General features: G+C 47.8%; 2 protein-coding genes. Both read right to left on the minus strand.

Annotation, left to right across the window (positions count from 1 at the left end; translation table 11 throughout):
- Positions 1-80: 80 nt before the first annotated feature.
- Positions 81-965 (minus strand): DUF4435 domain-containing protein, encoded by an 885-nt coding sequence (locus L0156_30970; protein ID MCI0607424.1) that lies wholly within the window; start codon positions 963-965, stop codon positions 81-83.
- Positions 962-2,245 carry an AAA family ATPase gene (locus L0156_30975; GenBank protein ID MCI0607425.1) on the minus strand — a complete coding sequence of 428 codons (1,284 nt, stop codon included), beginning with the start codon at positions 2,243-2,245 and terminating at the stop codon, positions 962-964. Before L0156_30975 ends, L0156_30970 begins: the two co-directional genes overlap by 4 nt.
- Positions 2,246-2,588 lie beyond the last annotated feature (343 nt).

The raw sequence follows: 2,588 nt of genomic DNA on the forward strand, positions 1-2,588 counted from the left end.
CCGTCACGTTCGGTTGTGTCCAGAGACAGTTCGCTAACGCAGGCTGGGCAGATGAGATATTGAAGCAGAGTTTCTTTCATTCAAACTTCAGAAGGCTTTCCGCTCGCCATCAGAAAAACTTGGAAGGCGTTATTGATCTCCTCCCATTCTTTGATGGAAGCGTAAAGCCGGGTATCCCGAAACCAGGCTGACTCATACGCCAGCCGCAGATTTCTTTCGAGGATTTCTGTTTCGATTTCCTTCGAATTTCGTGAACCAAAAGCCTTGTGCAGCCCGACTGACAGGAGACCAATCAAATCGTGCCCGCAACATACATGCCATTTATCATGTGTTTCATCTCTGATGGTTTCGATCTGTTGCTGGAGTTCATGATCTAAAAGTTGTGGCTTCTGCGAGTGATCCTTGATCGTCTTGATGAGTTTGGATTGGCTGATGGTTAAAGTAACAAGGTCTGTAAAGGCTCGATAGTTCAACCCCTCGAACTTCAGCGCGTGACCGTGCCGGAGTGAAACCCAGCGCAGGTATCCGATATGCAAGCCTTCTTCCAACAGCGTTTCTCGCACCTCTTTTCCGCTCTTCTTTTTGAATTCGTCATGCTTGTTTTCTGATCCCATCTCCAGCAAGAGTTTCTCCAGCGCCGGGGATTTCAGCATCATCGTTTCGAGGTCGTGAGTATCGGTGAGAAAAATGTTCGAGGAGGCGAAGTCCCGGCTCTCAAGCACGTCGAAATCGGCATCCACAATTGCCAGCGCGCCGACAAATTTGGCGCCTTCAAGAATCATCAAAACCTGAATGGCATTCTCTCGGTTGTGCGCGACGATTACACGACACTTTTCAGTATCCACCAGGCGCTTGTAAAACAGCGCATCTGTCTCACCTTCTACAACCAGGAAGGCTCCAACATAGATGGCGCGAGCCATCCGAATCTCGTTTGCGCGATCAGCGGGGGTGAGGAACTCTTTCATCGGGTCGGTCCCTTTAGCTCAACGGTTAAATCCCATCGGTCGTGGATTATCTGTGGCGAGTGAGTGGCTATCAAAACGTCAATTGAAGAAAGCTTGGTAATTTCCCGAAGATCTTCGAGAAACTGTTGCTGCCAGGCGACGTGCAGCGACAATTCCGGTTCATCAAGTAGGATCAGCGAGTCCGGTTCGACCCTGAACAGCAATTCGTAAAGCAAAACAAGCTCGTGCTGCTCGCCAGAAGACAACCGCCCTGCCGGTAAAGGTTGGCCATTCGGAGTCGTAAATATAAGTCCCTTCTCTTTACCGATAGACATTTTCTTGTAGAAGAATCGCTGGTTGATGATCTTTTTGAAGAGGTCTATTTTGGCCGCTAGCTTATCAAGGACACCGAGCTTTTTCTCCGTATCACTGATATAAACTGAAAGCACGCTTTTGGTGCGGTCGTCTACTTCCTGTTGAAGCTGGCCGTCTACGGCGTCATCGTTATCCAGGAGTCCGGCGCCCATCAAATGTGCTCTTTTTTCTTCAAGAGATCGTAGCTTTTGCTGCAATTCATAGCTGCTAAAGTTTGGGGCAGGCGTTTCTTTAATCACTCTCGCAGGGAATGTTCGATCAAGCGATTGTGAGACTTCACCATATTCAGCCAATGCAGCCTGAATGACTTCCGTTAGCTCCTTGGCATATCTGTCAGCTGTTATCTCTAAATTAATCCGATCATCCGGAGAAAAGAGACGACCTTGTTGCCGATCTAACACTTTCCTTTTGAGTAAACGATCAGCCCTGACGAAATGAATACTGACAGATTTTCTAAGTTCATTCAGCCATTCCGGTTCCCGTTCCCGGCTTTGTCGAATCGACTCCAACATTCCTAAACGATTTGCCCTGCGTTCGTAATTCTCCCCACCGTCGCTAGATTCTGGAGGGTAATCGTCATGCGCCGATTCAGCGGGAAGTTGTAATAGCAAAATACTGGCCTGCTCGGATTTTCCACCACTACCGGGCTTGGCAAAATAGACATCAGCTACAGGATTGGAACTACCTTTGAATGGCAGGAATTTTACATAGCTCCCGTCCTCAAAATCTATCCTGAATTCCTCGAAGGGGGTTGCCCGCCAGACTGCGTAGCGAAAATTGAAGAAACCATCCAGCATCCTGAGCATAATAGTTTTACCAAAACCATTCGGCCCGTGAATGATGGTAATCCGCTCTTCCATATTTAATGGAATAGAGTGATTGAAAATGCCGAATAGTTTTTTGACGGAGATTTCTTTAACTCGCATAAGCTCGTTCACTTTCTTGACGCATTGTTACCCATGTCCCACGAATGTTCGCACAAATTGTACGTACTGAAGTCACGACGAATCAATGTGATTAGCAATTGAACATTTCGGCAGAACTGTTTCTGGATACTGGAACGGACGCGATTGTATTCGCAGCGCGTGAACAAAGGCAATCGAGCGCAAATGCCTGTTGGACACCTTCGGACGCTGGATGGTTTTAATTCGTGATCGTCTCTCATTCTGCTATCATCTCCCCCGCGTCAGGGCATCATCAAAGCTCCTTAAACCTTGCAATGAGTGAAACGAAAGTGATCAACATTATCGGCGGCGGATTGGCCGGCTC

It is taken from the genome of bacterium (assembly GCA_022616075.1).
In the GTDB taxonomy this organism is placed as follows: Bacteria; Acidobacteriota; HRBIN11; order JAKEFK01; family JAKEFK01; genus JAKEFK01.

Bases quoted from the DNA above. Each gene is read 5' to 3' on its own strand.
- L0156_30970 (MCI0607424.1), bottom strand. From the start codon at position 965: ATGAAAGAGTTCCTCACCCCCGCTGATCGCGCAAACGAGATTCGGATG.
- L0156_30975 (MCI0607425.1), bottom strand. From the start codon at position 2,245: ATGCGAGTTAAAGAAATCTCCGTCAAAAAACTATTCGGCATTTTCAAT.